General features: G+C 56.0%; 27 protein-coding genes. 24 read left to right on the top strand and 3 right to left on the bottom strand.

The features are described 5' to 3' along the window. Positions 1-15 precede the first annotated feature (15 nt). Positions 16-753 carry a 3-oxoacyl-[acyl-carrier-protein] reductase gene (fabG, locus tag M0D42_RS07365; RefSeq protein WP_265020942.1) on the top strand — a complete coding sequence of 246 codons (738 nt, stop codon included), beginning with the start codon at positions 16-18 and terminating at the stop codon, positions 751-753. Positions 754-986: 233 nt separating this feature from the next. Continuing rightward, a complete protein-coding gene (locus tag M0D42_RS07360; RefSeq protein WP_265020941.1) occupies positions 987-1220 on the top strand; it encodes an acyl carrier protein in 234 nt (77 codons plus the stop codon). Between the two features lie 65 nt (positions 1221-1285). Here the strand turns inward: M0D42_RS07360 and M0D42_RS07355 are convergent, their stop codons facing one another. Continuing rightward, positions 1286-1876, bottom strand: a complete 591-nt coding sequence (locus tag M0D42_RS07355) for a TetR/AcrR family transcriptional regulator (RefSeq protein ID WP_265020940.1) — start codon at positions 1874-1876, stop codon at positions 1286-1288. 79 nt (positions 1877-1955) lie between these two features. Here M0D42_RS07355 and M0D42_RS07350 point away from each other — a divergent pair, with 79 nt between their 5' ends. The 5 genes from M0D42_RS07350 (at position 1956) to mltG (ending at position 6634) form a co-directional block, all read left to right on the top strand. Further along, positions 1956-2294: a darcynin family protein gene (locus M0D42_RS07350; protein ID WP_265020939.1), complete on the top strand. Its 339-nt coding sequence runs from the start codon at positions 1956-1958 to the stop codon at positions 2292-2294. Then, positions 2291-3034 (top strand): SDR family oxidoreductase, encoded by a 744-nt coding sequence (locus tag M0D42_RS07345; RefSeq protein ID WP_265020938.1) that lies wholly within the window; start codon positions 2291-2293, stop codon positions 3032-3034. The genes M0D42_RS07350 and M0D42_RS07345 overlap by 4 nt, the downstream gene beginning before the upstream one ends. A gap of 310 nt (positions 3035-3344) precedes the next feature. Then, positions 3345-4091, top strand: coding sequence for a 1-(5-phosphoribosyl)-5-[(5-phosphoribosylamino)methylideneamino] imidazole-4-carboxamide isomerase (locus M0D42_RS07340; protein ID WP_265020937.1), 747 nt, complete (start codon positions 3345-3347; stop codon positions 4089-4091). A gap of 134 nt (positions 4092-4225) precedes the next feature. Beyond that, positions 4226-5482 carry a beta-ketoacyl-ACP synthase II gene (fabF, locus tag M0D42_RS07335; protein ID WP_265020936.1) on the top strand — a complete coding sequence of 419 codons (1257 nt, stop codon included), beginning with the start codon at positions 4226-4228 and terminating at the stop codon, positions 5480-5482. Positions 5483-5485: 3 nt separating this feature from the next. Continuing rightward, positions 5486-6634 carry an endolytic transglycosylase MltG gene (mltG, locus tag M0D42_RS07330; protein ID WP_265020935.1) on the top strand — a complete coding sequence of 383 codons (1149 nt, stop codon included), beginning with the start codon at positions 5486-5488 and terminating at the stop codon, positions 6632-6634. Positions 6635-6776: 142 nt separating this feature from the next. On the opposite strand, the gene M0D42_RS07325 is transcribed toward mltG, so the two are convergent. Continuing rightward, positions 6777-7616 carry a DUF4062 domain-containing protein gene (locus M0D42_RS07325; RefSeq protein ID WP_265020934.1) on the bottom strand — a complete coding sequence of 280 codons (840 nt, stop codon included), beginning with the start codon at positions 7614-7616 and terminating at the stop codon, positions 6777-6779. 201 nt (positions 7617-7817) lie between these two features. Then, positions 7818-9176 (bottom strand): DUF3179 domain-containing protein, encoded by a 1359-nt coding sequence (locus M0D42_RS07320; RefSeq protein WP_265020933.1) that lies wholly within the window; start codon positions 9174-9176, stop codon positions 7818-7820. A gap of 170 nt (positions 9177-9346) precedes the next feature. Here M0D42_RS07320 and M0D42_RS07315 point away from each other — a divergent pair, with 170 nt between their 5' ends. The 17 genes from M0D42_RS07315 to M0D42_RS07235 all read left to right on the top strand — a co-directional run bounded on the left by M0D42_RS07315 (position 9347) and on the right by M0D42_RS07235 (position 24265). Next, positions 9347-10138, top strand: coding sequence for a hypothetical protein (locus M0D42_RS07315; protein WP_265020932.1), 792 nt, complete (start codon positions 9347-9349; stop codon positions 10136-10138). Positions 10139-10571: 433 nt separating this feature from the next. Further along, complete coding sequence (locus M0D42_RS07310) at positions 10572-11945, top strand: DNA-packaging protein (protein ID WP_265021119.1); 1374 nt, start codon at positions 10572-10574, stop codon at positions 11943-11945. A gap of 110 nt (positions 11946-12055) precedes the next feature. After that, positions 12056-13231 (top strand): phage portal protein, encoded by a 1176-nt coding sequence (locus M0D42_RS07305; protein ID WP_265020931.1) that lies wholly within the window; start codon positions 12056-12058, stop codon positions 13229-13231. After that, entirely contained in the window at positions 13224-13454 is a 231-nt protein-coding gene (locus M0D42_RS07300; protein ID WP_265020930.1) for a GTA head formation protein, RCAP_rcc01685 family, read from the top strand. The genes M0D42_RS07305 and M0D42_RS07300 overlap by 8 nt, the downstream gene beginning before the upstream one ends. Before the next feature lie 8 nt (positions 13455-13462). Continuing rightward, positions 13463-14029 carry an HK97 family phage prohead protease gene (locus tag M0D42_RS07295; protein WP_265021118.1) on the top strand — a complete coding sequence of 189 codons (567 nt, stop codon included), beginning with the start codon at positions 13463-13465 and terminating at the stop codon, positions 14027-14029. Between the two features lie 28 nt (positions 14030-14057). Beyond that, positions 14058-15242, top strand: a complete 1185-nt coding sequence (locus M0D42_RS07290) for a phage major capsid protein (RefSeq protein WP_265020929.1) — start codon at positions 14058-14060, stop codon at positions 15240-15242. 159 nt (positions 15243-15401) lie between these two features. Further along, on the top strand, positions 15402-16010 hold the full coding sequence (locus M0D42_RS07285) for a head-tail connector protein (protein WP_265021117.1): 609 nt from the start codon (positions 15402-15404) through the stop codon (positions 16008-16010). Continuing rightward, the gene (locus M0D42_RS07280; protein WP_265020928.1) at positions 16007-16345 is read left to right on the top strand and encodes a phage head closure protein; all 339 of its coding nucleotides are present in this window, start codon (positions 16007-16009) and stop codon (positions 16343-16345) included. The genes M0D42_RS07285 and M0D42_RS07280 overlap by 4 nt, the downstream gene beginning before the upstream one ends. Beyond that, complete coding sequence (locus M0D42_RS07275; protein WP_265020927.1) at positions 16342-16752, top strand: DUF3168 domain-containing protein; 411 nt, start codon at positions 16342-16344, stop codon at positions 16750-16752. Before M0D42_RS07280 ends, M0D42_RS07275 begins: the two co-directional genes overlap by 4 nt. A 27-nt stretch (positions 16753-16779) precedes the next feature. Continuing rightward, complete coding sequence (locus M0D42_RS07270) at positions 16780-17193, top strand: phage major tail protein, TP901-1 family (RefSeq protein ID WP_265020926.1); 414 nt, start codon at positions 16780-16782, stop codon at positions 17191-17193. Positions 17194-17196: 3 nt separating this feature from the next. Then, the gene (locus tag M0D42_RS07265; RefSeq protein ID WP_265020925.1) at positions 17197-17529 is read left to right on the top strand and encodes a gene transfer agent family protein; all 333 of its coding nucleotides are present in this window, start codon (positions 17197-17199) and stop codon (positions 17527-17529) included. Beyond that, positions 17516-17716: a rcc01693 family protein gene (locus M0D42_RS07260; protein ID WP_265020924.1), complete on the top strand. Its 201-nt coding sequence runs from the start codon at positions 17516-17518 to the stop codon at positions 17714-17716. Before M0D42_RS07265 ends, M0D42_RS07260 begins: the two co-directional genes overlap by 14 nt. Beyond that, positions 17709-18368 (top strand): phage tail tape measure protein, encoded by a 660-nt coding sequence (locus M0D42_RS07255; RefSeq protein ID WP_265020923.1) that lies wholly within the window; start codon positions 17709-17711, stop codon positions 18366-18368. Before M0D42_RS07260 ends, M0D42_RS07255 begins: the two co-directional genes overlap by 8 nt. Before the next feature lie 11 nt (positions 18369-18379). After that, positions 18380-19012, top strand: a complete 633-nt coding sequence (locus M0D42_RS07250) for a DUF2460 domain-containing protein (RefSeq protein ID WP_265020922.1) — start codon at positions 18380-18382, stop codon at positions 19010-19012. Continuing rightward, a complete protein-coding gene (locus M0D42_RS07245) occupies positions 19012-19887 on the top strand; it encodes a DUF2163 domain-containing protein (RefSeq protein ID WP_265020921.1) in 876 nt (291 codons plus the stop codon). The genes M0D42_RS07250 and M0D42_RS07245 overlap by 1 nt, the downstream gene beginning before the upstream one ends. Continuing rightward, the gene (locus M0D42_RS07240) at positions 19884-20342 is read left to right on the top strand and encodes an NlpC/P60 family protein (protein WP_265020920.1); all 459 of its coding nucleotides are present in this window, start codon (positions 19884-19886) and stop codon (positions 20340-20342) included. The genes M0D42_RS07245 and M0D42_RS07240 overlap by 4 nt, the downstream gene beginning before the upstream one ends. Next, positions 20339-24265 carry a baseplate multidomain protein megatron gene (locus M0D42_RS07235; RefSeq protein WP_265020919.1) on the top strand — a complete coding sequence of 1309 codons (3927 nt, stop codon included), beginning with the start codon at positions 20339-20341 and terminating at the stop codon, positions 24263-24265. Before M0D42_RS07240 ends, M0D42_RS07235 begins: the two co-directional genes overlap by 4 nt. Positions 24266-24568: the final 303 nt, after the last annotated feature.

Genomic DNA, 24568 nt, shown 5'->3' with positions numbered 1-24568 from the left:
ATTTCAGGAGTTCAAATGTTTGATCTAACAGGTAAATCCGCCCTCGTAACCGGTGCATCCGGTGGCATCGGCGGCGAAATCGCCAAAGCGTTGCACGCAGCGGGCGCAAATGTCGGCCTTTCCGGCACGCGTGTTGAGCCGCTTGAAGCGCTGGCCGCAGAACTGGGCGAGCGCGCTTTTGTTTTGCCATGCAACTTGGGTGACGCAGAAGCCGTCAAAGAACTGCCAAAACAGGCCATCGAAGTCATGGGCAGCCTTGATATCCTTGTGAACAACGCAGGCATCACCAAAGACCAGATTTTCATGCGTATGTCGGATGAAGAATGGCAGCAGGTCATTGATGTGAACCTCACATCCGCGATGCGTCTCTGCCGTGCGGTCATGCGCCCAATGATGAAAGCGCGTTGGGGCCGGATCATCAACATCAGCTCTATCGTCGGCGCGACAGGCAACCCGGGACAGGTCAACTATGCGGCCTCTAAGGCAGGTATGGTCGGCATGACCAAGTCGATTGCCTACGAAGTCGCAAGCCGTGGCATCACCGCAAATGCCGTTGCTCCGGGCTTTATCGCCACTGCGATGACCGAAAAGCTGAACGATGAGCAAAAAGAAGCCATCAACAAGCAAATCCCAAGCAACCGCATGGGCACGCCAGCTGAAATCGCAGCGGCGGTTCTCTATCTGGCCAGCGATGAAGCGGGCTATGTGACAGGCACCACCTTGCATGTGAACGGTGGCATGGCCATGTTGTAAGCGCTGACGGGCTGAGATGGGGCGAAAACCTCATAGCAGCCTTTCAGGAATTACAGTGCGAAAGCGTTTGCCTAATAGGAATCATATGCTACAGGCGGCGCAGTTTCCGGGTGAGCCGTCTGGCTTTCCGGGTATCCGGGGGAGCCGGAACAAGAGCCGCCCATACGGGCAAATGATTATCCGCTGAGCGGAAGACCAAAGGCCATTGCGGCCAGTACGAATGAGGAATTGACATGAGCGACGTCGCAGACCGCGTAAAAAAGATCGTTGTAGAACACCTGGGTGTTGAAGAAGACAAAGTTGTTGAAGGCGCTTCCTTCATCGACGATCTGGGCGCAGACTCTCTGGACACCGTAGAGCTGGTTATGGCTTTCGAAGAAGAGTTCGGCATCGAAATCCCTGACGACGCAGCAGAGACCATCCAGTCTTTCGGCGACGCAGTGAAATTCATCTCCGAAGCTTCCTAAGCTTCGTCAGAGATCAATTCGGAAGAACCCTCGCTTCGGCGGGGGTTTTTTTGTTTGGACAGGAGTTAAGTCAAATACCCCAGCGCCAGTTTTTGACATCGCATGAAAAGCGATTGTTGATCGGTTTCTCCTGCCAGACCTGCTGCATCAATCATCCCGCGCAGAGCTGCAATCAGGTCTTGGGCCGTTTGCTCTGGGTTGGGATGTTGCGTGTGAATGAGAAAGTCCGACACTACATTCAGAATGTCCCGGTTTAATTCGGAGGTTTCCGTCTCGAGCGGTAGGAAGGCCTCTGCATATTCCAGGGTCTGCGCCAGTTTGGGCCAGCGCAGTTGATGTCGGATCGCGGCCCACAGCAGCTTATCCAAGGTGATTTCAAAGCGCTCTTCGGCTTGCATGGCAGTCGCGGACCGAAGGTCCGATAATAGCAAGCTGCGTTTCTGACGAATGATCTCTGTCAGAATGGCCTGTTTGGACGGGAAGTATTGATAGAGCGTTCCGATGCTGACCCCAGCGACCTCAGCCACGCGATTTGTGTTGAAATTTTCAAGCCCACCCGTTTCCAAAATGCGAGCAGAGGCCTCAAGGATGGCCTCAAACGTGGCTTTGGACCGCGCCTGTTTTGGTTCTTTTCTGGGATTTATGGGCGCTGACATTGGATCATCTCAATGCGAGTGGAAAATGTGAGTAATTACTCAATATCAATAGGGCACCAAGAAAAGAAGGGAATTTCAGGTGACCTGGACGATATTTGTTTTGCTCAAAGTATCCACCGAATGGCTGTCTCTTAGCGATGATATGCGCGGCGAAATCGCTGATACATCATTGCGTGAGGCGCTGGTGGATGACCGTGTGACCATGCGGTTTTACGATGCGGAGGCTTTTGCGGGCCGCTGTTCTGATATTGCGGTTTTTGAAGCCAGCGATCTGCAGGCCTATTATTTTGTCATGGAGCGGCTGCGCAGCAGTGCCTTGATTGCCAAAGCCTATTTCGAAGTGATTGATATTTTTCCGGCTCTGGAAAACGGGCATCAGGCCTTTCAGAAGGCCAAAGCGCGTGGGGCGGTGGTATGAACCTGAACGCAAGCAAAATCTTGATCACCGGCGGAGCGCGGGGCATCGGGCTGGAATTGTCAAAGCAGCTGATCGAGAAAGGCGCTTCTATTGTGGCCGTTGGGCGCTCTCTGGATAGTTTGGAGGCCCTGAAGGTCGCCTATCCAGATCGTGTTGCGGTCTATCAGGCAGATCTCTCTCAAAGCCGGGAGGTGGACGCGCTTTTGAAGACAGTGGCGACGGTCCATCCTGACATCAATGTCTTGATAAACAACGCTGCCGTGCAATTCGAAATGGATGTTTTCAGCGAAGACAATGCGAGGCTCATCGAGCTGGCGCGCCGCGAAATCGATTTGAACCTTTCCGCTTTGGTTGCCCTGACGATTGGCTTTCTGCCCATTTTGCGAGTCCACAAGGCCTCAGCGATTGTGAATATCGGTTCGGGACTTGCCCTTGCGCCAAAAGCAGCTTCGCCAACCTATTGCGGCACCAAGGCTGCGCTACGGTCCTTTACCAAGGCGCTGCGGTATCAATGTCAATCTTCCGCACCGCATATTCATGTCTGCGAGGCCATTATGGCGCTGGTTGAAACGGATATGACTGCCGGGCGTGGGTCAGGTAAAATCACAGCTGCGCAGGCCGCCAACGAGGTTCTGGCAGGGCTAGAACGCGAGCGCGCCGAAGTCTGGGTCGAGAAGGCTAAAACCTTACGGATTTTGAACCGACTATCCCCGGCCATCGCAGAACGTATTATGCGCTGAAACAGAGGGTCACCCGGCCTTAGAGGCGCTGCAATGGCAAAATCTTTGCTGAAACTCCTCAAGTGGGGCACATAGACTTGCCCCTCATACCCAACCCAAGGTATGAGCATTCAACGAATTGAGGAAAGGGCAGCGCTATGCGTCTTTTCCTATTCGAGCGTTTTCCATCCGCGTGGCGATCTTCTCAAATCTCTCCAAATAGGTCGCCTTTTGACCCAGACACGCCGATTTGGTGCCGTTTGATTTCGATCTGAGATTGCAAGATAATTCTGTGGCCCGTCATAGCCGCAGACTGTCTCAGGAGGACCCCATGATCATTTACCCCACCGTCGAATTGCAAAATGGCAAATGCGTGTCCCTGCAGCGCGGACGGCTGGAGGAGGCCTCGATCTGGCATGTTGACCCGCTGGAGACGGTGCAGGGGTTTGCCGCGCAGGGTGCGGACTGGATACATGTGACCGATCTGGACGCCGTTGCAGGCGAGGGCAGCAATGATGCGCTGATCGAAGAAATGATCACCACGACCAGTGCTGCCATTCAAATCGGGGGCGGGGTGCGCACCGCAGATCGTGCGGAATATCTGATCGACAAAGGTGCGGCGCGCGTTGTCATCGGGACTTTGGCCGTGCAGGCGCCGCAGATCGTGCGAGAGCTTGCCATACGCCATCCGGATCAGATTGTGCTGGCGGTTGATATTTTTCAGGGCAAGTTGATGACCGAGGGCTGGCGCAACGCAGGCGCCATGGTGCCGGAGGATTTCCTGAAATCCTATGATGATGTGCCATTGGCCGGTGTGATTGTGACCGATATTGATGCTGATATTGGCGATGATCAGGAGGGGCATCTAAGTGTGATCTCTGGCCTTGCTGCCTCGACGAAACATCCGGTGATCGCGCGCGGTACTGTAAATACAGCCGATGATGTCTCGCGCTTGAAATATGTGTCAAACATCAGCGGGACCCTTGTGGGGCGGGCTCTTTTTGCCAAGGACGTAGAACTGGAAGAGGCATTGGCGCTGGCGCAGGCGACGCCGGAACCCAAGGCGCATTTTCAGTAAGGCGCGATTTCAGCGAAAATTCACCAGCATAGGTGCTTTGTTCAGTGACAGTCCGCTGAATGTCTTGCTATGTCTTGCCCCCAATAGCAAAGCCTTGGTAAGAGCATTCAACGAATTGAGGAAAGGGCAGCACTATGCGTCGTGTCGTCATTACAGGTCTGGGTCTGGTGACCCCATTGGCATCCGGAGTTGAGGAAAGCTGGGCTCGTATTCTGGAGGGTAAATCCGGGGCGGGGCCGATCACTCGGTTTGATGCCGAGAACGTCACAACCAAATACGCCTGCGAAGTGCCTTTGGGCGATGGCAGCGATGGGACGTTCAATGCCGACGATTGGATGGCGCCAAAGGAACGCCGTAAGGTCGATGACTTTATCCTTTACGGTATCGCGGCGGCTGAGATGGCTGTGCAGGATGCTGGCTGGACCCCTGAGGGCGAAGAAGACCGTCTGCGCACTGGCGTGATGATCGGGTCTGGCATCGGTGGTCTGAACTCGATTGCCGAAACTGCGATCCTGATCAAAGAGCGCGGCCCACGTCGTGTCTCTCCGTTCTTTATCCCAGGTGCGCTGATCAACCTGATCTCCGGTCAGGTGTCGATCCGCTATGGCTTTAAAGGCCCGAACCACGCGGTTGTTACTGCTTGCTCTACAGGTGCGCATGCGATTGGCGATGCGAGCCGTCTGATCAAAAACGGCGACGCGGATGTAATGATTGCAGGCGGTGCTGAGGCGGCGATTTCCGAGATTGGTATTGCGGGCTTTAACGCCTGTAAGGCGCTGTCGACCAAACGTGCGGATGACCCACAGGCGGCGTCCCGTCCGTATGATGAAGACCGGGATGGTTTCGTGATGGGCGAAGGCGCGGGTGTTGTTGTGCTGGAAGACTATGATCACGCCGTGGCACGTGGTGCGAAGATTTACGCGGAAGTTCTGGGCTATGGCCTGTCTGGCGATGCATACCACATCACAGCGCCGTCTGAAGATGGTGAGGGCGGTGAGCGTTCCATGCGCGCCGCTCTGAAAGACGCGGGCAAAGAGCCAGCGGACATCGACTATATCAACGCACATGGCACATCCACCATGGCCGACAGCATCGAGCTGGGCGCGGTGGAGCGCATGATGGGTGAGGCTGCGGCGAATGTCACCATGTCCTCCACCAAATCTATGACCGGCCACCTGTTGGGCGCGGCTGGCGCGATTGAGGCGATCTTCTCGATCCTCGCGATCCGTGACCAGGTTGCGCCGCCAACCATCAACCTCGACAACCCAGCGGTTGAGACCAAGGTTGATCTGGCACCGAACAAAAAGGTCGAGCGCAAGATCGACGTGGCGCTGTCCAACTCCTTTGGCTTTGGCGGGACCAACGCCTCGGTGCTTTTCGGGAAGGTCTAACCCATGTGGCGGAGCATTGCGTCAAACGCGATAACCTTGTTGATTGTCGCGGTGTTCCTGCTTGGCGGGGTGATCCTGTGGGGGCAGAGCCAATATACGGCTGAAGGGCCACTGTCGGAAGCCATCTGTGTGAAAGTGGACCGCGGCTCGAACATGCGCCGCGTGTCTGGTCAGCTGGAAGAGGCGGGCGCTGTGTCGAGCGGTGCTTTGTTCCGCATTGGTGCTGACTATGCCGAGAAATCATCACAGCTTAAGGCCGGGTCGTTTCTGGTACCAGCCGGTGCCTCGATGGAAGAGATCACCGATATTGTGACCCGTGGTGGCGCGTCTACTTGTGGCACCGAAGTGGTCTACCGCATCGGTGTGACCCGTGCCTCTGTGCAGGTGCGCGAACTGGACCCGGCGACCAATCGTTTTGTCGATGTCGTGTCTTTTGAGCCTGCCGAGGCGGAAGCGCCTGAGATTTTCACCAAGGTGCGCGCGCAGTCTGACACGCGCTATCGTATTGCCATGGCCGAAGGTGTGACCAGCTGGCAAGTGGTTGATAGTCTTAGCAGGATTGACCTATTGGCGGGTGAAGTTGAGGTGCCTACAGAAGGTACATTGGCGCCGGATAGCTATGAAATCCGTGAAGGCGATACCCGTGCTTCTGTTATTGAACGCATGCAATTGGCTCAGGCGGCGGCTGTTGAAGAGATTTGGGCCGCGCGGGATACCTCGGTGCCTCTGTCCTCGCCGGCAGAGCTGCTGATCTTGGCGTCTATTGTAGAAAAAGAAACGGGCGTCGCCGAAGAGCGCCGTCAGGTGGCGAGTGTCTTTGCCAACCGTCTGAACCGCGGCATGCGGCTCCAAACTGACCCGACGGTGATCTATGGCATCACCCGCGGAGAGGGTACTCTGGGCCGTGGTCTGCGCCGCAGCGAATTGCAGCGCGAGACGCCTTGGAACACCTATCAGATTGACGGTCTGCCAGTGACACCGATCGCCAACCCAGGCCGCGCGAGCCTTGAAGCAGCAGCGAACCCGGACACGACGGAGTATATCTTCTTTGTGGCAGATGGGACCGGTGGGCATGCGTTCGCGACGACATTGGCCGAGCATAATCGGAACGTGGCGAAGTGGCGTGAGATTGAGGCGGAGCGGGCTGAGTAGTTAGATTGACATTGTTGATCAATCATTGATTTGTCTAGGTTTGACTAACTGACGCTTATTATCGCGAAGAACGATATATCTAAAAATTCCAACTATTTGATTGGGTTCCAAGATCGATTACACTTCAATCTTGGACTAATTTTTAAGCCTCTTCAATAGCGACCAATATAGGCTTAATGTTCAGGATTTTCGCAACACTCTTTGTGTGCCGTTTTGAGAACATCCATGCCTTAGATTTGTCTCTACAAGTAATCCATTTACCGCCTTGCTTTTTCAATTCGTCCTTGAACTGAATTACATTACCCCGAATTATGAATGCCTTAGCGGAATACTCTACTAGAGTAATGTTATTCTTGGTCGCGTTCGCGGAACTATTTTCGCCAGTTGGTTGGCTATTCGAGGTAGAATGATGTTCTTCTGCCCGACTGGACGCTTTCACTGCCTGAACAGCTTGTTTGTCTAAGCTTGGCCCAGTGTTCATCTCGCGCATAACGATTGTCAAATGCCGTAAGAGCTTCTGTCGAAGTTCATCGCACCCATGGTAGTTTTCTTGTATGCCCTTATCTCGGATAGATTTTTTAAAATCTTTTAGTTTCTGATATTGGTCAATATCGACTTCATCCAAATCCACCTGAGCTTTAGAGAAATAGAGCATCGTGGGTTTCTTATTGTTCAGAAACCACTTAATTTCTTCAACTGTACCGCTTTCTTCAACACCAGTTGGTGAACCAAACCTAGTCCAAAATGCTCCGACAAGAAGATCACATCCGCGTACGACTTGATTATTGATCAGACCTTGAGGTCGTTCGCCCATTGCTGGTGCACTGTGGGTTTCCCACATGACAGGAAGTAGTACCTTTCCTTCATCCTTGGCATTCAAAGAATTCCAGTCTTGCAATGCTTGAGCTATTGCCTTTCTTTCGTTTGGAACATCGGATGGTGACGCGATAAGGACGTTATAAACTGTTGCGGAAAACGGCATTACGGAATTCTTCTCTGAAAATTGGTAAAGATTCTATCTTTAATTATTTGCTTCAGCAGGTTTACACAGCCAGAGCGCGATAATTCAAGCTTCCAATTTTACAGCATTTATCAGTTTTGATTGAACGTCCTCAAGTTAAATAAGTTCTCGAAGTTTATCCAATTCTAAGCATGTTACGGAAAAAATCTTTTTGGTATTGCATCACCCACCCCACAATTCAGTCTCTGGGTAAAACTGCGACCAGGCAAACCAGAACGCTTGGTGGCTCCCGAGTGGGGCTCCGCTGGCGTCTACGGCTTTCACGCCACCTGCGTCGATGACGAGGTTGACGTTTTCGACCGAGATGGATTCGCCGCGTTTTAGCGCCAAGAAAGCCTTGCTGCGTTGGAAGGCAATCGGTTTGCCGGAGGCGGTGATCACTCCGATGATGTCTTCATGCACGGGCAGGCGGGGGTCGATATCTCCGACTGGGAAGATCGGGCCGCCGGCATCGCGGTTGTTGCGGAAGTCGAAATTGCGGCCCAGGGCCAGTTCTTCAACCAAAACAGTGGTTTCCGGGTGGGCTTTTTTCCATTCCCCCCATTCGGTGGTGATGACGTTGGCTTGTTCCAGCTGGATGCCTTTGCGGGCCAAACGGCCTGTGACGGCGGTGCCTTTGAAGGTGTCAAAGACCGAGCCGCTGGTGATGTCATACATGACTTTGTTTGATCGGATCAGCAGGCCTGAGGTGCGCAGGACCGGGCGGTTGATGCCTTTGACGTCGGTGAAATAAGCCTGCGCTGCGCCGCATAGTGTGCAGTATGGGATGCCGAGGTCGCGGCCGCCCAGGGTGTCGTTGACCATCTCGCGCACTTCCATGATTTGGCGGGGATAGGCGCGGTATTCGCCGTTCACTTCGACGCCAAAGACAATGTCGCTGTCTTTCAGCCAAGTGGCTTCGTTCGCTGTTTGAACTTCGGGATTGTCAGCAGCTGGAATGCAGTTGCAGGGATCGTCGGTTCTGTCGAATGGGCGGTCGTCGATCAGCACACCTCCCCAGGAGACATGCCGCCAGTCGATGTCACCCTTGACGAAGATCTTGTCCCAGCCGGGGACAACCGTGGTGAAGATCGCGCGTTTGGCTTTCAGGTAGTCGGGCGGGGCGGGGATGTCATAGGCGATGAGGTGGTCGGTGATGACGCCCCAATGGTTGCGGCGTGGGGGGGATATGCCCAGCAGAGCAGCGGCGGAATTGGCAAGGGCTTGGTTGAGCTGCGCACTGCCTGCAAAGCGTAGAAGGTCAGAAATGATCCATGCGATGCGGGGATCGCCTGAGTTTGTGATTGTATGCAGCGCGACGTTTTGCGCCTCGCCCCAGGTGCCATCTTGCATGCTGTCGATGAAGGCAACTTGAATGGCCGTTTCTAATTCCCCAGAAAGCGATCCTGTCGGGGATTGGGGAGGCGTGCCGAATTGCTCGACGGCGTGGTTGGTTTGCGCGATTGCTGAAACGGGCAGGGATGTGAGCGCAAGAAGGAGCGCAGAGGACAGTGCTGCTTTGAAACGAGAGATCTTAGACATGGAGCCGCCCTTTGCTGGAAATTCTTTGGGGTAGAGTTCACGGATTTCCGTTCAACAGCCAATCACGTTTGGGTCAGGTTGGGCTTGTGTCTGGAGAAATTAGACTGATTGGATCAAATATTTGCCGTATTATCCGGGTAGGAAGAGTGGATTAGAAAAGGACTTTTCCAATGAATATTGATGATTTGATGAAGCGAACCACGGACCTGATGATGGGTTTATCCGGTTTTGATCTTGAGCGGCAGGCGAAGCTTTTGCCAGAGTGTGAAGCTTTGAAGAAGGAACTGGTTGCCGCGGCACAGGCCCATCCTGAACTCGAAGAACTGGAGCAGCTGAGCGAAGCGCTGGAGATGAGTGTTCAGATGCATGTTGATCTTATGGGCAATCCAGAGCTCGCGGCGGATATCGAAGAGCGGTTGAAACAACCGATAGAGCCGCAGCCAGCTATATTTGAAGCCATTGATGACTGTGAATTAGAAGCCGTCCGCGCTGCATTGAGCGATTGGGATATCAACGCGCGGATTGGTCAATATGACAAGACTGCGCTTTATGCGGCTATGTCCAACATGACTGGCGTATCATTGGACGTCATCACTCTATTACTAGACCATGGCGCGGATCCGAAATTGGGGCTGACCCATACGAATGTTTTGCATGGTTTGGGATTTGCAAACCTGAATGGTGTTGATGCCACAGCACTTTCGCAAATTGTCCTACGTTGCGTTGAGCTTGGTGCTGATATCGAACAACGCTCCGAAAACTTAGAATGGACTCCGCTGATTACAGCGGTTTCGGAATGGAATCCGATCGCAACTGAAGCGCTTTTGCTCGCTGGTGCGGATATCACGGTGTGCGCGGGCGACACCGGTAAGGGGTGTTTCTCGGGTGCTGATGTATTTGCATTTGCCGAAGGTCATGAACCGACTATGGCTGTTTTGAAGAAGTATTCTCCGACGAATTGATCTGCGTTGCAGGTTCAGGGTGCGGACATTTAAGTATTTGTAAATAAACAATATATTGACAATCGTCACGGTCCTTGCTATAGATATGGCATGCTAGAAGAGTTGGGTTCGGCCTTGGGAGTATTCCCTAAGGCCGTTTTCATTTCGCTCGTGTGGGAGGCAACAACACGAGAGGCGAAATACATGCAAAACAATGAAACGCCACAAAAAGCTCCTTCGTTGGAGGAGGAATTTGACGCGGTTCGCCAGACATTGGCGCATCTGACCCAGTCCCTGCGGGGGCTGGAGAATGAAGTCATGGCTGGGGAGCCTGCGTCTGTGCGGGAGGCGAACAAATTGCTCGCTGATATCCGCACCTGGAGCCGTTTGGCGATTGAAACGGAGGCACGGTTTGAAAAGCGACGACAAGAACAAGAAGGGATTGTGGACGGATATGCGCTCGATCTCGTTGAGGCCCGACGGACGATCGGGTGCCGATTGGCTCGCTTGCGAAAGTGCTGCCGTTCGGAATGAGTTTCTGAATGGGTTGGAAGAGGGAGAGCTGCTGGCTCTCCCTGATTTGTTTGAGTTCTGGGCGATGGGGCATCAGGTGCCGCCAGAGGGTGTGGATTGGAAGACCTGGGTCATTTTGGGTGGCCGCGGGGCTGGGAAAACGCGGGCCGGGGCAGAGTGGGTTCGGTCCATGGTCGAGGGTTCTCGTCCCCTAGATGCGGGGCTGGCGTCGCGTGTGGCTTTGGTGGGGGAAACGCTGGAGCAGGTGCGCGAGGTCATGGTGCATGGGGAGAGCGGGATTATTGCCTGCTCGCCGCCAGATCGGAAACCTGTGTGGCATGAGACGCGGCGGCGTTTGACCTGGCCGAACGGGGCCATGGCGCAGGCGTTTTCGGCGCATGATCCGGAGCGGCTCAGGGGGCCGCAGTTTGATGCGGCTTGGGTGGATGAGTTGGCGAAGTGGAAGAATGCTGAGGCAACTTGGGACATGTTGCAATTTGGGCTGCGGCTGGGAGAGAACCCGCAGCAGGTGGTGACCACGACGCCACGAAATGTGCCGGTCCTGAAGCGGATTTTGGAGTTGGATACGACGGTGCAGACCCATGCGCCAACGGAGGCGAACCGGGCCAATCTTGCTGCGAGTTTCCTAGAAGAGGTGGAGCGGCGCTATGCCGGGACGCGGCTGGGGCGGCAGGAGCTTGAGGGCGTGTTGATGGCCGACATTGAGGGGGCTTTGTGGTCTCGGACGATGTTGTCGGCGGCGCAGGTGAAAAAGGCGGCGGAGTTGCGGCGGATTGTGGTTGCCGTGGACCCTCCGGTGACGGGGACGGCGCAATCAGACGAGTGCGGGATTGTGGTTGTGGGGGCTGTGATGAACGGGCCTCCGCAAGAGTGGAAGGCCTATGTGCTGGAGGATGCCTCGGTGGCGGGGAAGTCGCCGCAGGGCTGGGCTGAAGCGGCTTGTGATGCGGCGCGGCGTTGGGGGGCGGATCGGCTAGTGGCAGAGGTCAATCAGGGTGGTGATCTGGTGGAGAGCGTGCTGCGGCAGGTAGATCCTTTGATGGCCTATCGGGCGGTGCGGGCGTCCAGGGGCAAGGTGGCGCGAGCAGAGCCGGTGGCGGCTTTGTATGAGCAGGGGCGCGTGGGGCATCTGCCGGGTCTTGGGGCCCTGGAGGATCAGATGTGCTTGATGGGGCCGCAAGGCTTTGAGGGGGACAGATCGCCTGATCGGGTGGATGCGCTGGTCTGGGCATTGACCGATGTGATGTTGGAGCCAGCGGCGAAGTGGTCTCGGCCATCGGTAAGGTCTTTGTAGCGCGGTCTTTATGGGGCGTTGCATGCAGAGAGAACCCATATGTGTCAGGGGTTTAACGGGTTTCTGTCAGATTGATTTTCAACAAAACAACGAGGGTAGAGGCGAGGCGCATGGTGTTTGATTTTCTAAAGCGTGGATCATGGCAAGCGCCTGAGCAGAAGGCCAGTGCGGTGGCGCCTGTGGTGGCGTATCAATCCTCGGGCCGGGTGGCTTGGTCACCACGAGACACCGTGTCTTTGACCAAGACGGGCTATGCGGGAAATCCGGTTGGGTTTCGCTGTGTGAAGCTGATTGCAGAAGCGGCGGCGGCAGTGTCTTTGGTGCTGGAGGATGCTGAGAAGCGGTATGAGACGCATCCTATTTTGTCACTGTTAGCGCATCCGAACCTGGCGCAGGGGCGGGCGGAGTTTCTGGAGGCTTTAGTCGCGCAGTTGATGCTGTCGGGCGATGGTTATGTGGAAGCCGTGGGCGAGGCTGGTTTGCCGGTGGAGCTGCATGTCTTGCGGTCTGACCGCATGCGTGTCGTGCCGGGAGCGGATGGTTGGCCTGCTGGCTATGAATATGCGGTTGGTGGGCGAAAGCATCGGTTTGAAGTTTCTGGGCAATCCACGATTTGCCATTTGCGGAATTTTCACCCGCAGGATGATCATTATGGGTTTTCGCCGATGCAGGCAGCGGCCATGGCGCTGGATGTGCACAATAGCGCGTCGCGCTGGTCGAAGGCGCTTTTGGATAATGCGGCGCGGCCGTCTGGGGCGATTACCTATAAGGCGGCAGATGGGCAGGGGTCTTTGAGTTCGGATCAATATGATCGGTTGGTCTCTGAGATGGAGAGCCATCATCAGGGCGCGCGGAATGCAGGGCGTCCGATGTTGCTGGAAGGTGGGTTGGATTGGAAGCCCATGGGGTTCTCTCCATCCGATATGGAGTTTCAAAAGACCAAAGAAGCGGCGGCGCGGGAGATTGCTTTGGCCTTTGGGGTGCCGCCGATGTTGCTGGGTATTCCGGGAGATGCGACCTACGCGAATTACCAAGAAGCGCATCGGGCGTTTTTCCGGCTGACTGTTCTGCCTTTGGTAAGCCGCTTGGCGGGTCGCTTGGCGGACTGGCTGGGTGGGTTTTCAGGTGAAGCGGTACAGCTGAAGCCGGATTTGGATCAGGTGCCTGCCTTGAGTGCAGAACGTGACAGTCAATGGGCGCGGGTGCAGGCGGCGGATTTTTTGACGCCTCAGGAAAAGCGCAAGCTGCTTGGTTTGCCTCCGATGATGGAGGGGGCGGATGGCTGAAGGGGACCGATACGGGTTTGAGGCCTTTGATTGTGCGCCGGCCTTGCGTTTGGAAGCGCATGAGCGGGTGGCGAAGCTGCAATTTGACAGTTTGAACAAGCGGCTCGATCGGATTGAAGCGCTGATTGAGCGGCTGGAGAAACGGCTGTGGTTGACGGTTTATGGCGTCGTGGGGGTGATCCTGGCGCAGGCGTTTCAGTCATTGATCGAAGCGGGGATGTGAGGATGGAAATGGATTTAGCCACGGGGTTAGAACAAAAGTTTGCGCGTTTTGGCGAGGGGCTGACGGTTGAATCTGGCAATGTGATTGAGGGCTATGCCTCGCTGTTTGGCGCAACCGATCAGGGCGGCGATGTGGTGCAGGCGGGGGCCTATGCTGCATCCTTGAAGGCTCTGAAAGCAGCGGGGCGATCCGTGAAGATGTTGTGGCAGCATGATCCGGCGCAGCCCATCGGGATTTGGGATGAGGTGCGCGAGGATGCACGAGGCCTTTATGTGAAAGGCCGGTTGCTCGACAGAGTGACCAAAGGACGCGAGGCGGCGGCCTTGATTGCGGCGGGTGCGATTGACGGGCTGTCGATTGGCTACCGGACTGTGAAGGCTGCGAAGGATGGACAAGGCCAGCGGCTCTTGAATGAATTGGAGCTTTGGGAGGTGTCTTTGGTGACCTTCCCGATGCTTCCAACGGCGCGCGTGGCAGCCAAGGGGGATGATTATATGGATGACCCTGACGCTGACATGATGCGGGCTTTGGCGGGGGTCTTTGAGGACGCGCGTCAGGAGATGGCGCGGGACTAGCGTCGGTACATTTCGAAAGGGTTCAAGGATGACCAAGACGGGAACCGGGCTGATGGCTCGGAACGGGGAAGGTGTGTCTCCGGTGGAGGGGGTAAAGGCCGCGGTGGCGGGGTTTACGTCTGAATTCAAAGGCTTTCGGGCGGAGATTGAAAAGAAATTGCAACAGCAGGACGAGCGAATGAACAAGTTGGATCAAAAGACGATGATGGCAGCGCGACCAGGGTTGGAGCGCACGGATTATGAAGCGCCACACAAGAAGGCGATGGCGGCTTATCTCCGGACAGGGGATGATGACGGGCTGCGTGGGCTGGAGCTGGAAGAAAAGGCGCTGTCGTCTGTTGTGAACGGGGATGGCGGCTATTTGGTTGATCCGGTGACATCTGAAAGTGTGAATTCGGTGCTGGCCTCGACCGCCTCAATTCGGGCGATTGCCAATGTCGTGAATGTCGAGGCGACGTCTTATGACGTACTGATTGACAGCACGGAGGCGGGTGCTGGTTGGGCGGATGAGACCTCGGTCACGTCTGAGACTGGCACGCCGACGATTGAGCGGATTGCTATTCCTTTGCATGAACTTTCGGCGCTGCCGAAGGCGTCTCAGCGGTTGCTGGATGACAGTGCTTTTGATGTCGAAGGCTGGCTGGCCGGGCGCATTGCGGACAAATTCGCGCGTGCTGAGGCAGCGGCCTTCATCAGTGGCGATGGTGTTGATAAGCCGACAGGCATTCTGAGCCATACGGCGGTGGATAATGACAGCTGGAGCTGGGGCAATATTGGCTATGTGGCCACCGGTGTGGATGGCGGTTTCAATGGCGGTGATGGGCTGATTGATCTGGTCCATGCGGTGGGTGCTGAATACCGCGCGAATGGCTCTTTTGTGATGAACTCCAAAACTGCGGGCGCTGTGCGCAAGCTGAAGGATGCCGATGGGCGTTTCCTTTGGTCTGACGGACTGGCGGCGGGGGAACCTGCGCGTCTGCTCGGCTATCCAGTGCTGATTGCTGAGGATATGCCAGATATTGTCACCGGTGCGGATGCTATTGCTTTTGGTGATTTCTCAGCGGGTTACACGATTGCGGAACGTCCAGACCTGCGCGTGTTGCGCGATCCATTCTCTGCCAAACCTCACGTGCTGTTTTACGCAACCAAACGCGTGGGCGGCGATGTGAGCGACTTTGCGGCGATAAAACTGCTGCGGTTCGCGGTGTCCTAAGCGGGCGTCGTGAGGGGTGAGGCGGTGATGTGACTGCCTTGCCGGGGCGTGCGCCTGAGACGCGTTTCTGGCTGCTCCCCTCCCACCGAGTGACGCGTGGTGCGCGCCCCATTTCGTGTTGGGGAGAGGTGAGGGGAGCGAGAGGTTTGGAGGATGTCCATGTATCTGGTGGATGAAACAGAATTGCCGGTGTCGGCATTGCCCATGGCCGAGTTTCGCGCGCATTTGCGACTGGGGACGGGGTTTGCCGAGGACAGCCTGCAGGACAGCGTTCTGGAAGGGTTTCTGCGCGCGGCGATTGCGGTGATTGAGGCACGTTGCAGCAAGGTCTTGATGGCGCGGGTTGTGACCTGGCGGATGCGCGATTGGCGCGATCCTGAAGCACAGGTTTTACCCTTGGCGCCGGTGACGTCGGTTGAGGCTGTGCGCCTGTTGGATGTAGCAGAGATGCCGACGGAAGTCGCCGCTTCGTTGTACCGTCTGGATATGGACGCGCATTATCCGATGCTTCGGGCGGTGGGCGCATGTTTGCCTGCGCCGGTGAGCGGCGGGCAAATTGAAGTCGTGGCGACCGTGGGCTTTGCGGCAGACTGGGGTGATGTGCCAGCAGATTTGCAGCAAGCGGTTCTCATGCTGGCAGCCCACTATTATGAATACCGCAACGAGACTGCACTGGGCGGCGGTTGTATGCCCTTTGGCGTAACGAGCCTGATTGCGCGCTATCGCCGTTTGAGCATTGGCCGCATGGGGCTGGAGGGCATGTCATGAGGCAGCCTTTGTTGAGCCGCCGCATGGTGTTGGAAAGCGTGACGCGGAACTCTGATGGTGCGGGCGGCTTTGTGGAAAGCTGGGTCGCATTGGGAGAGCTATGGGCGGAAGTGAAGCCTCGTTCTGGTAGCGAGCGGGATCGCGAGGATGTGGGTGTTTCTCGGCTGGATATGAAAGTGACGGTGCGGGCGGCGCCTGTCGGGTCATCCAGACGGCCTGAAGCAGGGCAGCGGCTACGCGAGGGGGCTCGGATATTCAGGATTTTGGCGGTGATGGAGCCTGACCTTACCGGGCGCTATCTGATCTGTCTGGCGCGTGAAGAGGTGGCGGCATGAGCTATGGTGTGGCGGTGGCGTTGCAGGCGGCGGTGTATCAGCATTTGTTGGCGGATGCTGATCTCGGTGGTCTCGTGGGAAGCGCGATTTATGACGAGGTGCCAAACGGGACCATTCCATCGACCTACGTGACTTTGGGGCCTGAGACGGTGCTGGATCGGTCAGAGGGGGACGGAGGCGGGGCGCTGCATCGCTTTGAAGTTTCTGTGGTGTCTGACGTCAGTGGGTTTGCTGGGGCAAAGGCTGTCGCAGTTGCCGTGAGCGATGCGTTGGCCGGTGCCGACCTAGGTTTGGCGCGGGGGCATTTGGTCGCTCTGCGATTTGAACGTGCGGTCGCGAGCCGAGAAGAGGCTGCGAACCTTCGGCGAATTGATCTGCGCTTTGCAGCGCGTGTCCAAGACAATTGATTTCATAGACAGAAAGGGGCTGGGCAGATGACGGCACAGAACGGGAAAGACCTGCTAATCAAGGTGGATATTCAGGGGGATGGTAGCTTTGTGACGCTGGCCGGATTGAGGGCCACTCGGATCAGTTTTAATGCTGAGAGTGTGGATGTGACCTCGCTTGAGAGCCAGGGTGGCTGGCGTGAATTGCTTGGTGGTGCGGGTGTAAAATCAGCGTCGATTTCGGGGTCAGGTGTTTTCAAAGATGCTGATACAGACGAGCGCGCACGGCAGTTGTTTTTTGATGGTGAGATCCCTGGATTTCAGGTGATTATCCCCGATTTTGGCACCGTCGAAGGGCCGTTTCAGGTGACGTCTCTGGAGTATGCTGGAAAGCATAATGGCGAGGCGACATATGAGTTGGCTTTGGCATCTGCCGGTGCGCTGACCTTTGTGGCGGCTTAAGGGATGGCCAATCCACATACAGGAGAAATCGCGCTGGTGGTGAATGGCGAGCGCTGTCTGGCGAAGCTGACTTTGGGTGCTTTGGCAGGCCTGGAAACGCGGTTGGAAACTGGGTCTTTGATGGCTTTGGTGGAGCGCTTCGAAGGCGGCCGTTTTTCCGCGTCTGATGTGATTTCGTTGCTTTATGCGGGGCTCTCAGCCTGCGGCTGGGAGGGGGCTGAGGCGGATCTGGCCGAGGCGGAGATTGAGGGTGGCCCCATGCAGGCAGCACGTTTGGCAGCGCGGATGTTGGCGGTGGCCTTTGTGGTGCCGGGAGAAGGCGATGGCGCGCTTTGACTGGGCAGCATTGATGCGGGCTGGGCTGCTTGGATTGCGATTGCGACCGCATGAGTTCTGGGCGCTGACGCCAGTGGAACTCGCGATGATGTTGGGGCAGAGCAAGGGTGTGGCTCCGATGAGTCGCAGCCAGTTGGATCAGTTGTTGGCAGCCTATCCCGATCAGAAAGGACATTCGGATGAGTGAATTTGATAATCTTGAAGATCTTCAGGATCGGCTTTCGAGTATTGGCGATACGGCGGAAGTGACTGGGGATGTATTGGCGGCATTTGACGGCGAGCTAAAGAGGGTTCGACAGAGCCTTCAGACCTCAGCCGGGGATTTTGAGACCTTTGAAAAGGGCATGTCCAGAGGGCTGAAGAAGGCCGTTGATGGGCTGGTTCAAGATGGGGATAGCCTGAGTGATGCTCTGCGCAATGTGTTCAAAAGCGTAATGGATACAGCTTATGAGGCTGCCGTTACGCCAGTCACGGACCATATCGGATCATTGATTGCGAGAGGCGTCGGCGGGGCGTTTCGCGGGATGATGCCCTTTGCCGATGGCGCAGCATTTTCGCAGGGTCGCGTCATGCCTTTTGCCAATGGTGGCATCGTTAGCCAAGCGACGGCCTTTCCAATGCGTGGCGGGCTTGGCCTCATGGGGGAGGCCGGGCCTGAAGCGATCATGCCTTTGGCGCGCGGGGCTGATGGCAAACTGGGCGTGCGTGGTGGCGGCGGGCGACCGGTGCAGGTGGTGATGAATGTTCAGACCGCAGATGTTGAGGGCTTCCGGCGCTCTCAGGGACAGATCACAGCGCAGATGAGCCGGGCGCTCTCGCGCGGTCAGCGGAATATGTGAGGGGGCATGTGATGAATTTTCATGAGGTAAGATTTCCAGCCAACTTGAGCTTTGGATCAATCGGTGGGCCTGAGCGTCGCACGGATGTTGTGACGTTGGCCAATGGGTTTGAGGAACGCAACACACCCTGGGCGCATGCGCGGCGGCGCTATGATGCGGGTGTTGGGATGCGGTCTTTGGATGACATTGAAATACTGATTTCCTTCTTTGAAGCGCGGCGGGGTCAGCTTTATGGGTTTCGCTGGAAGGACTGGTCGGATTTCAAATCGGGTCGGGCATCAGCAGAGATCGACTTTCGCGATCAGGTGATTGGTGAAGGGGATGGCGCGCGCCATGTGTTTCAGCTGCAGAAGGTCTATCAAAGCGGCGATGCGCAGTATGATCGGCCGATTTTAAAGCCCGTCGAAGGTATGGTGCGTATCGGTGTTGCTGACACTGAACAGCAGGAAGCCGTTGATTTCACACTGGATACGGCCAGTGGGAAGGTCACTCTGAGCCATGCTCCGGCTCCGGGGGAACAGGTGACCGCTGGGTTTGAATTTGATGTGCCGGTGCGCTTTGACACGGATCGCATTCAGACCAGCGTGGCGAGCTTTCAAGCTGGGGATATGCCGAATGTGCCTGTGGTGGAGGTGCGTGTGTGATGTCTGTTTCTGAAGAATTCAAGGCGCATCTGGCCAGTGGGCTGACAACGCTGGCGCGATGCTGGCGTGTTGCGCGCAAAGATGGCCTGGTGCTGGGTTTCACCGATCATGACTGCGCCTTGCAGTTTGAAGACTGTGCCTTTCAGGCAGACAGTGGGATGACGGCCTTTGCGCTGGAGCAGGGGACCGGGCTGGGGGTCGATAACACAGAAACTCTTGGGGCTTTGAGGGCGGATGCAATTTCAGAGGAGGACATTTCTGCGGGGCTCTATGACGGGGCTGATGTGCAGTGCTGGTTGGTGAACTGGGCAGCGCCGGAGCAGCGGATGGTTTTGTTTGCGGGGCAAATTGGGGAGGTCACCCGCAGTGGCGGTCGTTTTCAAGCAGAAGTGCGTGGGTTGAGCGAACCACTGAACCAGCCGATCGGTCGCGCCTATCAGAAACGCGGCAATTGTTCTTTGGGGGATAAACGCTGCCGGGTAGACGTTACGCGGCCCGAGTATCGTGGTGCGTATTCTGTGGTGTCTCATGAAAACTCAATGGTCTTTGAACTGCAGGGGAGTCGCGCTTTTGATGACGCGTGGTTCAGCCATGGCGCGCTTTTGCATAAGGCGTCAGGGCAGAACGGCGTGATCAAAGCGGACGTGCGCGTTGACGCTGGGCGACGTATCGAGCTGTGGACGCCGCTTCCTGGGCGCGTTACTGACGGCGATGAAGTGACGCTGATTGCCGGGTGCGACGGCCAGTTTTCGACCTGTCGATTTAAATTCGCGAACCATCTGAACTTTCAAGGGTTTCCTGATCTTCCTGGGGATGACTGGATCACCACGATCCCAAGGTCGAACGGGGTGAATAACGGCGGTAGCCTGCGATGAACGCCGCTGTTGTGCAGGCTGCTCGACGCTGGATTGGAACGCCGTATGTGCATCAGGCATCAATGCTCGGGGCGGGCTGTGACTGTCTGGGGCTTGTTCGCGGGATCTGGCGTGAAGTTAATGGATCAGAACCTGAAGACGTGCCTGCCTATTCAGGGGACTGGTCTGAGATGGGGCAAGACGAAGTTCTGTGGAAAGCCTCGCAACGACATCTGATTTGTAAAGGTTTGGACGAAGTTTGTGAGGGGGATGTTTTGCTCTTTCGGATGCGAGACCAAGGTGTTGCGAAACATATGGGCATTCAAGCCAGCACTGGGGCTGAGGCCTCCTTTATTCATGCCTATGCAGGCCATGCAGTTGTCGAAACTCCCTTAAGTGTCCCATGGGCGCGCCGGATTGTGGCGCGGTTTGCCTTTCCACTTCCGGATCCATCCGAACAGGAGATTTTGTCATGACAACTATGGTTTTGTCTGCGGCTGGTGCCGCTTTGGGTGGCGCTGTCGGCGGGTCGGTTTTGGGGCTGTCTTCAGTGGCGATTGGTCGCTTTGCGGGCGCAATGATTGGCAATGCGATTGATCAGAAAATTCTGGGCAATGGGGGTGCGGCTGTCGAAAGCGGGCGTATTGATCGCTACCGGATTACGGGATCTGCCGAAGGGCGTGCGATCCCGAGACTGTACGGGCGCATGCGTATCGGTGGGCATGTGATTTGGGCGACTGGATTCAAAGAAACCGTGACCAGCAGTGGAGGTGGTAAGGGCGCGCCGTCTTCACCAAAACGCAATGACTATAACTACTCGGTGTCGCTGGCTTTGGGGCTTTGTGAAGGTGAAATCACAGGTATCTCGCGCGTGTGGGCGGATGGTCGGGAAATCTCTCTGCAAGATGTTACGATGCGGGTCTATCCGGGCAGCGAAGATCAACTGCCTGATCCTAAGATTGAGGCGGTGGAAGGCAGCGGGACAGTGCCTGCCTATCGCGGCACGGCCTATGTGGTTTTTGAAGACCTCGATCTTGCGCCTTATGGAAACCGTGTTCCGCAGTTTTCTTTTGAGGTGGCACGACCTGCGCCAGTTGAGTTGGAAGAGGCAGAGATTGAGCCAACGCGAGGAACAAAGGCTGTCGCCCTGATGCCAGGTACCGGAGAGTACGCTTTGGCGACGGAGCCGGTTTATTATGAAAACGGTCCGGGGCAATCGTGGCCTGCGAATATGAACTCTCCGTCTGGACTACCTGATTTTGTGACTGCTGCCAGGGATTTGGAGAGTGAGCTGCCAAATTGTGAGGCGGCATCGCTGATCGTTTCTTGGTTTGGAAATGATCTGCGCTGCGAAAATTGTGAGATCACGCCGAAGGTTGAGAAACATGAGTTCGACGGATCGATGCCTTGGATTGTGTCGGGGCTCACGAGGTCCTCTGCTGGGATTGTACCGTCTGAAAATGACCGTCCGGTCTACGGTGGCACACCTGCGGACGGGGCTGTGATTCAGGCTATTCGGCATCTGAATGAGATTGGCAAAGCGGTGATGTATTACCCGTTTATTCTGATGGACCAGATCGAGGGCAACGGGCTGCCTGATCCGTGGTCTGACAGCGCGAATCAAGCCAAATTGCCCTGGCGTGGGCGGATTACATTGGCTGTGGCGCCCGGGCGCGATGGGACTTCTGATCGTACCTCTGCTGCTGATGCAGAAGTTGCGGCGTTTTTTGGGGCGGCGTCTGCTGCTGATTTCTCTGTGTCTGAAGGTTCGGTGACCTATAGCGGTCCGGATGAATGGCGGTATCGCCGCTTCATTCTGCATCAGGCGGCTTTGTGCAAAGCAGCCGGTGGGGTTGAAGCCTTTTGTATCGGCTCAGAGATGCGCGGCGTCACGTCTATTCGAGGTGCCAATGGAGACTTTCCCGGAGTCACGCAGATGATTGATTTGCTGCGTGAGGTGCGGTCGATTTTGGGGCCGGAAATAAAACTCAGCTATGCGGCGGATTGGAGCGAGTATTTTGGGTATCAGCCCAGTGATGGTTCCGGGGATCGTTACTTCAATCTCGACGCACTTTGGGCAGATCCGGATTTGGATTTTGTGGGCATTGATAACTACATGCCGCTCTCTGATTGGCGCGATGGCGGCGAACACGAAGATGCGAGGTTTTCGTCGATCTATGACCTCGACTATCTGACTTCCAACATTGAAGGCGGGGAGGGGTTTGACTGGTTTTATCACTCCCAGGAGGCGCGGGATGCGCAGATCAGGACGCCGATCGAAGATGGGGCTTACGGGGAGCCGTGGATCTATCGCTATAAAGACATTCGCAGTTGGTGGCAGAATGCACATCACGAGCGAATTGGTGGCGTTCGGCAGGAAGCGGCGACTGCCTGGGAGCCACAATCGAAACCGATTGTTTTCACTGAACTTGGCTGTGCGGCGATTGATAAGGGCACAAACCAGCCCAACAAATTTCTTGATCCGAAATCGTCAGAAAGCAGCCTGCCGCATTATTCGAACGGGCAACCGGATGAATATCTGCAAATGCAGTATCTCAAAGCGATGACGCTTTACTGGAATGCGCCTGAAAACAATCCTCAGTCTGCGGTCTATGATAGCCGCATGATCGACATGTCGCGGGCCTATGTCTGGGCTTGGGATGCGCGGCCCTATCCTCGGTTTCCGGCCAATCTGGATGTGTGGAGCGATGGTGAAAACTATCGCCGGGGGCATTGGCTGTCGGGGCGCAGCACGCATCGGTCTTTGGCCTCAGTGGTGCGTGAGATATGTTTTCAAGCTGGTCTGGAGCAGATCGATACCTCAGGGCTGGTGGGAATTGTCAGGGGGTTTGTTTGCGATGATGTCTCTGAACCCCGCAAGAGCCTGCAGGTGCTGATGCTGCGCTATGGATTTGACGCGGTAGAAAGAGAGGGCAAACTCCATTTTGTCATGAGAGGTGCGTCAGCAGATCAGAAGATCGACGAGGAACTGGTTGCCGTCACCCCGGAGATGCCAATTGGAGTTGAGCGGCGTCGCGCCTCCGCGGCAGAGACAATTGGACGAGTACGCGTGGATGCGGTGCAGGCGCTAGGGGACTATGACACGATCAGCGAAGAGGCGCGGATTGCGGATGATGAAACCCTGTCGGTTTCTCAAAGTGAACTGAACTTAACGATGCTGCGCGGGGAAGCGCGGCAGGTTGCTGAGCGCTGGCTGGCGGAGTCACGACTTGCACAGGATGTGGTGCGCTTTGCATTGCCGCTTTCGCGTCTTCCTCTACGTGTTGGCGAAGTTGTCGGGCTGCTCGATGCAGAGGGAGTGGCACAGGACTACCGTATCGATCGCATCGAAATCACCGAGGCCTTGCTTTGTGAAGCCGTACGGGTGGCATCAGAAGTTTATGAGCCGCGTGATTTGGAGCTTGATGAGGTAAGCTTGCCGGATTTCAGCGCGCCGGTGCCTGTGTTTCCGCTGTTTATGGATCTGCCTTTGATCACCGGTGATGAAGTTCCGCATGCGCCTCATATCATTACTGTGGCCGATCCCTGGCCTGGTGTCTCAGCGGTCTATAGTTCCTTAGCGACATCTGATTATGCGCTGAACAAGCTGCTCTCGCAGCGGCCCACAGTTGGCGTATTGGAAGGCCCACTCAAAGCCTCTCAGAGTGGCGTCTGGGATCGCGGGCAGTCTGTGCAGGTGCGCATGATCCAGGGGACATTGGAAAGTAAAGAAGAAGCGGCGGTTTTGGCAGGGAGCAATATTGCCCTTGTCGGGGATGGTTCGCCAAACAATTGGGAGGTTATTCAGTTTGCCAAAGCCGATTTGGTGGGCAAGGGGCTTTATGAGATTTCAGATCGCCTGAGAGGGCAGGCCGGTAGCGACTCCTTAGAGTTGGGCGATTGGCCCGCTGGGAGTTGGTTTGTTTTGCTGGATGGGGCTGCCAAGCAGTTGGATCTGCCTTCGAGTGCTTTGGGACAGGAACGGCACTATCGCGTGGGGCCGGCGTCGCGACCGGTCAGTGATCAGGTTTATGTGGAAAGCCAATTGGCGTTTGATGGCAATGGGATGCGGCCCTACGCGCCGGTGCATCTGAAGGCAGCACAGCAGGCCTCTGGTGATGTTGATCTGTGTTGGATCAGACGCACGCGGATTGGCGGTGACAACTGGTTGGTGTCAGACGTGCCATTGGGGGAAGAGAAGGAGGCCTATCGACTGCAGATCTGGTCGGATGCGGCTTTGATCCATGAGACCATTCTGGAACAGTCGGTTTGGACCTATGACGCAAGTTTACTGGCAAGCCACGGAGTTACCGGGAGTTTTGAAGCTCGTGTGGCGCAGCTTTCCAGCGTCTATGGCACAGGGCCAGAAGCTTCACTTCAGGTTACCCTGAACGGATGAGACCCGTGCTTGCTGGTGATGTCTTTGCCCTTTCGCATTACCTTCTGATGCGTCGAAGGGGAGATGCGTTCAAAACCTGTCTGGAAGTGCTGCAAGAGGTTGATTGCGCAGATAAATATCGCAAACGTATCGGGCATGTACATCGGCAATGGGGCAATGGCAGCGTGATGGGACGTTTGGGAATGACCGCGCCTCAGTTTCATTCTTCACCTGCTTTCCAATGCCCGGAATTTTGCGCTGCATTGGCCATTGCACTGAGCGCATTGCGCCATTGGAGAAACTTCAAACTCCACCGTTCGGGTC

The organism is Cognatishimia activa, from assembly GCF_026016445.1.
In the GTDB taxonomy this organism is placed as follows: Bacteria; Pseudomonadota; Alphaproteobacteria; order Rhodobacterales; family Rhodobacteraceae; genus Cognatishimia; species Cognatishimia activa_B.
This window is presented reverse-complemented; position numbering and strand designations above follow the sequence as displayed.